General features: G+C 46.8%; 4 protein-coding genes. All 4 read left to right on the forward strand.

All coding sequences use genetic code 11. From position 1 onward, the window contains the following. Positions 1–812: 812 nt before the first annotated feature. From PAV_RS21995 to PAV_RS32585, 4 genes are read left to right on the forward strand one after another with little or no spacing between them, the layout of a single operon-like run. The gene (locus tag PAV_RS21995) at positions 813–3,149 is read left to right on the forward strand and encodes a hypothetical protein (RefSeq protein ID WP_005549930.1); all 2,337 of its coding nucleotides are present in this window, start codon (positions 813–815) and stop codon (positions 3,147–3,149) included. Next, a complete protein-coding gene (locus PAV_RS22000; protein WP_005549931.1) occupies positions 3,146–3,388 on the forward strand; it encodes an acyl carrier protein in 243 nt (80 codons plus the stop codon). The genes PAV_RS21995 and PAV_RS22000 overlap by 4 nt, the downstream gene beginning before the upstream one ends. A gap of 12 nt (positions 3,389–3,400) precedes the next feature. Continuing rightward, complete coding sequence (locus PAV_RS32580; RefSeq protein WP_005549932.1) at positions 3,401–5,128, forward strand: HAD-IIIC family phosphatase; 1,728 nt, start codon at positions 3,401–3,403, stop codon at positions 5,126–5,128. Beyond that, positions 5,125–6,651: an SDR family NAD(P)-dependent oxidoreductase gene (locus PAV_RS32585; protein ID WP_005549933.1), complete on the forward strand. Its 1,527-nt coding sequence runs from the start codon at positions 5,125–5,127 to the stop codon at positions 6,649–6,651. The genes PAV_RS32580 and PAV_RS32585 overlap by 4 nt, the downstream gene beginning before the upstream one ends. Positions 6,652–6,662: the final 11 nt, after the last annotated feature.

Consider the following 6,662-nt stretch of genomic DNA (forward strand, 5'->3'; position numbering starts at 1 on the left):
CGACTGGCTGTTTCGTTTCGTTTGAATACAAATTGATTTATTGGAGGTAATGTAGTCTCGAATGGTCTGCTCAACGATGGCGGTCGTTGTGTTTTCACCAAATACGTAATATCGGTTGCGAGTTTTTTATCGAGGCTTTAGTTATATTAATTACCAACTGGTTGCTCTAAACGATGGAGTTCACCTTCCCGATACTCCTAATGGTCATTTAGACTTTTAGATTTGTTAATATTTCGCATCCTTAACTGTTCCATGATTGTTGTTACGGCATACTTCCAATCTCATCTGAATTGGCTTGCATTTTTACTTCTTTTGAATAGATCGCTCTCGTTGACGACAAAAAAATCCGATATTGTCCTCATATTTTACGACATAAAAAAACATTTTCTTGAAGGTGATTTAATTTTATGTAAGACCAGGCTACTTTTAGGATGTAAGCAGTACGTAATACCAATATGCGACGGCGTTATCCCTATTCATAGAAGCATTTTACAAAATAATTATATTAAACCATGTTGCCATAAAAAACGAAGAAAATGCGTTTTTTCTTAATATCGTCAAAATATTGAATCCCAGAAATCGACAAATAAATCAGTCAAAGGTCGAATAAACGCATTATATGTCGCAAATAAATAGTTGAATAATATCAGATTCTAGGATATCCTCTTGCTTGATTAGAAATGTTGTATTCGATTCGCAAATTTGTGGGATGATTTCCATTAAAATTTGATCGATCTATATTATTTATAGCATTAACCGATCAGTAATTTAACGATAATGGTTAATGTCTTTATGAAAAAGGAAGTGAGTTCATGCAAGTGGTAGAATCGTCGACCTTATGCGAGTTGAACCCACAAGAGAAAAAGGGGAAAAGAGGAAGCAATACGGCACCTAATCGAACTGCCTGGCAGACTTTTAGCTGCAATACTCATGACTATGTGAATCATGATCTGACCTTTGAGGTTCGACTTATCGGCTTGTTAAATCCACGGCTGCTTGAAGATAGCATTAGGCATCTAATGAATAAGTATGCTGGATTCCAAGACAGTATAAACCAGCCAATTGGCATTCATAACGTGCAGCTCGAAGAGTTGGAAATTGCGAATTATGATCCAAACACATGGGAACTGTTGCTTAGGCTGGAAGCTGAGCAGTGCGATCCAATTGGACAACATCTGCGTCATCCGTGCTTGATTAAAGTAACAGAACAAGAACACAGACTTCTCTGGAACGTGCAAGCTGCTGCATACAGACCAATCGTATATCGCTTGATTCAGGAATTGGTTCATATTTATTCCACACTTGAGGTAGATACTTCATCCTACATATACCAATCATCGACAACAGACTTCACTCCTCTTCCGTTAGAGGAAGAGCTCTCGCTTCTGCAAGACATAGACACCTTCGAAATGCTTGAATTATTCACCAATCATCAGCTAAATAAGGAATCGAGTGCTTCTAGTGCAGGATCACGACGGACAGCGTGTACAGTAAATCCGCCGATCAACACAAAGCTCGAATCATTGGCTTTGGCGCACAACCTCCATATATCAGACCTTGTAGCAGCAGCAGTGTTGACTATACTTTACCGGTACAGCGGACAGGATCGCTTCCATGTGGCCATGTCGGACGGGAGAGTAGGAACCTCTTATCTCGAAACAAGCATACAAGAGTCGGAAACGCTTGCGGATATGGCACTCCGAATAAATCATGACTTAGATATAGCCATACGTCGGCAGAAAGATCCACGGCTGTTGAGACAGATTGCACAATTGCCGGCAGGAACGCCTTGTCATCAAGTGCGCATTTCCAAGAATAACTTTCCGGACGCAAGCTTGCACACTGCAAATTTACGGTGGGAATTGTATGAAACGATAGACGGCTTATTGGGATATGAATTGGACGTCAAGTTAGACACTCGCGATAACGCGCTTGAAGTCCATTTTGTACACGGGGCGGGAAAGCGGGAACTGGAAATTGCCCAAGGCATGACCGCACATATACTAGATTTGCTGCATCGCTATACACTTGATCCTCACATTCCAATATGGCAATTGACAGAATCCATCCCGCCTCTACGACTTCGGGTAGCCATCTCATCAACGTTTACATCCGGTTTAGTTGCCGATTCCTTATCATTCTGGCTGGAGCGCCTTAGGGTGCCATATGAACTCTGTTTCGCTCCTTACAATCAAGTGTTTCAGCAATTACTCGATCCACGTAGTTTACTTGCTGCTAATCATGAAGGAATAAATTTAATTTTATTGCGTTTGGAAGATGTATTTCAGCTGCAGGACAGTAGCCAAAGTGAAGCAGATCAAGCTTGTGCGCTTGTCGATGAATGGTTCCAGACGCTTGAGGCTTATCGACGTATGAATAAGGCCCCAACCCAGATTCTGATCCTGCCGTCTTCGGATCGAATACAGGCGGATGAGCACCAGCATGAATGGTACGAAAATCTGACATCTCTGATGATACATAATGCAGGCCGTGTAACTAACGTAACGGTAACCTCACATCATGATATTTCCCGCCTATATCCAACGTTGACGACAACCGATGCATATGCTGATGAATTGGGGCATGTTCCTTATACTTCAGAATACTTCGCGGTGATAGGTACATGGGCTGTACGACACATTTACCCTCTTCTGAAGCTGCCATATCGCATGGTAATCGTAGAGTGTGATGATGTAATCTGGTCTGGCTCAAGCAGTGAAGGTGAACAAATTGAAGTTGGACAGCACCATAGCTTACTCCAGCAATATTTCGTGAATGTGCAGCAGCGGGGAACCCCGATTTGCCTCTGTGGCGCAAATGCAGAGATCGATATGATTCGGGCCTTTCGGGATCAGCCTTCTATGCCGCTGCGTCTGCGCCACATAACATCTTGGCGCTTCGGAAGCCAGCATATCTCGGCAGCAGTGCAAGAAATGGCGAACGATCAGGGGGTCAGGCTGGAAGAAATCTTGTATATAGGAGCCAATCCAGCTTTTTGTGAAGAGGTGCGCGTAAGCTGTTCAGGCATTACAGTTGTGCGCACTTCTACAGATCCTGATGATATGGTGTCTTTCTTAAAAGACACATGGGCATTGGATGAGCATCATTTTGAAGGATGGAATCAAAAACGAGAGGAGTTACTGGTATGAGATGTGAAGAGATTCTGAGTGCAGTGACCGGTGTGCCTGAAGCGAAATTGAACGACGATTCAGGACGAGACAACGTAATGGAGTGGGATAGCCTCGCACATATTAATCTGATTACAGCGCTTGAAGAGACATACGAGGTGTCCTTCACGATCGAAGAAATTCAACAGATGAAGACGATTGGCGATGTGAAAGCCATGCTCAAGCAGAAGGGTGTAGAGACCCTTGCGGGCAACGTGTAAAGGAGGGATAGTGTGAGCTTATTTCAACTTCGCATGCAGTGGCAAAAAATAAAAAAGTCAGGCAAGCCTGCAAATGTAAAGATTGCATACTTGTCTACGTTCACGATCAACCCGCTCGAACCGTATCTGGGCATTACATTGGAGCAAAGCGGGCTCATCTCTGAAGGATTGATCAGTCCATACAATCAAGTAGTGCAGGAATGCTTGAATGATAACAGTATTACGGCACGCTTTCAACCGGATATCATGGTGGTATGGCCGAGTCTGGAGGATCTGTGGGCAGGCCAGCAGCTACCGATGGCGGATAATCTCGGTTCGTATGTGAAAGAAGCCATTGATATGGCGGATGCTGCGCTCGAAGCCTCTAGGAGATGGCAATCTACGCTTGTTTATATCTTGCCTGCCGTGTCGGAACGTCGTCCTCTTGGTGTCGGGGATGCCAATAATGTTGAGGGGGTGTTTGCAGCAGCAACAGCGGTTCGTGAGGAGCTGCGGCGAAAACTAGCTCGCAAACTTGGCGTTCTGCTTGTAGACGCGGAAGAGGTAATTCGTCACTTCGGATATGAGAAATTCTACAATGAACAGTTGTATTTCTTAGCCCGCATCCCATATACGGAGGAAGTGTTCCATGCGATTGCCAGAAACACTGCGCAATTGATTACGTTAAGCAAGTCTTCGCCTCGCAAATTGATCGCCGTAGATGCGGATAATACGCTTTGGGGTGGCGTTGTCGGGGAGGATGGCGTCGAGGGAATTGATTTGGCAGACAACGGGAAAGGTGAAGCGTTCAAAAACTTTCAGTCTTACCTGCTGGAGTTGCGCCGTGCGGGTATGTTGATCGCTGTATGCTCCAAGAACGCGCACGAGGACGTTATAGAAGTGTTTGAAAAGCGTCGAGAGATGAGACTGAAAAAGGAACATATCGCGGCTTGGCGAGTTGGCTGGCAGCCTAAATCAGAGAGTTTGCGCCAGATCGCTGTAGAGCTGGGACTCGGACTGAACAGCGTTGTCTTTATCGATGATAATCCAGTAGAAATCGCAGAGGTGCAGGCTTCGATTCCAGAGGTTTCCTGCATTCAGATGCCGACCGATCCATCTGCGGCCATCCGTGTATTGCAGCAAGCAGGTACGTTGGATCGTCTTCCGCCGACATTAGAGGATTTAGGACGTGCTGCTTACTATGAGCAGGAATCAAAGCGGCGGGAAGCTGCGAGTCATGCCATTGGACCGGAACAATACAGAGCAGGACTCGAAATTCATGCCCGGCTGTTTACACCGGAAGCCACTGACATGGCACGATTCACTCAGTTAGTGAATAAGACCAATCAATTTAATATCAATTGCCGGAGAAGAAACGAATCAGAGCTGATGGAGGTTTGTAAAGATTCGGCTTATGTTCCTCTGTTATGCGAATGCAAGGATCGTTTTGGCGATTACGGAGTCGTAGGAGCGTTGCTTGTAAAGTTGGAAGGTGATACGGCAGAGTTGGATACCTTTGTCCTTAGCTGCCGCGTACTAGGAAGGGGAATTGAAGAAGCAATGGTTGCAGCGACGTTCAGGCTGCTGGCTGAACGTGGGGTATTGCGCTTGCTGGCGCAAGTGGAGCAGCATCCACGAAATGAGCCGGCTAGACAGTTTTTTGCCTCAATTGGCTGCATTGCGGTTGGTGAAAAATGCGAGGTTGCGAGTGTGGAATGGCCTGCCTATATTACTCGAGAAGACGAAGTGGTTGTGTCATGATGGCACAAGTTACGCGTTCCGTTATCCGTTTTACAATGGAGGATCTGGATGAGTTTGCTCGTGCCAGCCATGACTGGAGCCCATTGCATGCCGATGCATCATATGCATACCGGACGCCTTATGGGGCACGAATTGTGTATGGAGCACTGGAGCAGCTCTTCTGTTTATCTTCTCTCCCTGATCGAGAGGGATATACGTTGTCGAGTGTTACGGCCGAATTTGTACATCCGTTGTTTGTCGAGGTAGATTACATCATCGAGACTGTAAGCGAGTCTATGGAGGAGAGTCATTTCCGAATTTATGACGGCGAGCGAATAGCCGCAAAGGGAAAGGCATTCTTCCGGCCTGGCGCTCCTAGCGAACCGAACCGGATGGAGGCACAGCCGAAAGTTCGTAAAGAACCGATAGAGCTTAGTGGAAGCGACCTGTATAAGGGACGTCAGGTGAACGGAGAATACTGGCCGCTCCAGCCTTCCTTGGACATATGGATGGAAAGATTGAAGCTGCGTGACAAAGGTGTAGGCGCAGCACAGGCAGCAGCACTCATGTGGCAGACGTATCTTGCCGGAATGGTACTTCCGGGGAGGCATTCATTATGCAACAAGTTGACGATGCATTTTCGGGAGCAGGCAGTAATTGGCGATGCCGCGATCAATTATGATGCTGAAGTCATTGGTTATGACGATCGATTCAGCAAAATGCGGGCGCGTGCGACTCTCAAATCGCAAGATACATTAGTTGCAGAATCGGAGCTTCATGTCTTCTTGCGGGAACCAGTTGCTGAGGTGACAGTAGATCGGATAGAAGAGCTGCTGCCGAGATCGCGGGCACTAGTGGGGAAGGTAGCGATCGTAATGGGAGCAAGCCGCGGCTTCGGAGCAGCAATGTCGCTCGGTTTAGCGATGCAGGGCGCTACTGTACTCGCCATATATCATCGTAGCGAAGAGTCTATGAGGCGGCTGGCGGAGATGGTACCTGCCGGATGTGGAAGCATACGACCATATCAAGGAGATGCCGGTGATGCTGTATGGTGTTTGGAACTACAGAAGTGTTGGGATGATGAGTTTGGAAAGCCTGATATCTTGGTAATTAACGCCGGACTCCCGATATTACCGATGACAACGGAGGTACAGCAACTGGAACGCATGCAGCAATACGTAGCGAGCAGCTTCCGATTGACCAGCGTGCCATTAACTGTATGGCTAAAGTCGGTTGCTGCGAAGCAAGGTTGGAGTGTTGTGCTGTCGGCCGAGAGCGTTACGGATGTTCCGCCTGATTATCCGCATTATGTTGCAGCCAAAAGCGCTATAGAAGGGCTGGCGAAAACCGTCGCCAAGCGGCACAAGGGAAAGCTCTTGATTGTACGACCTCCGCGAATGCGGACTGACCTCAGCAATATGCCGTTGGCTCGACACGAATCGATTATGCCTGAGCATGTTGCGGTGGAGGTAATTAAGCGTATCGGAAACACATCGGCTAAGGATGGCTATGAGATTCTGGAAGGCTCTTTCCGACATCAATAGGGGGGATTGGC

The sequence above is a fragment of the Paenibacillus alvei DSM 29 genome (genome assembly GCF_000293805.1).
In the GTDB taxonomy this organism is placed as follows: Bacteria; Bacillota; Bacilli; order Paenibacillales; family Paenibacillaceae; genus Paenibacillus_B; species Paenibacillus_B alvei.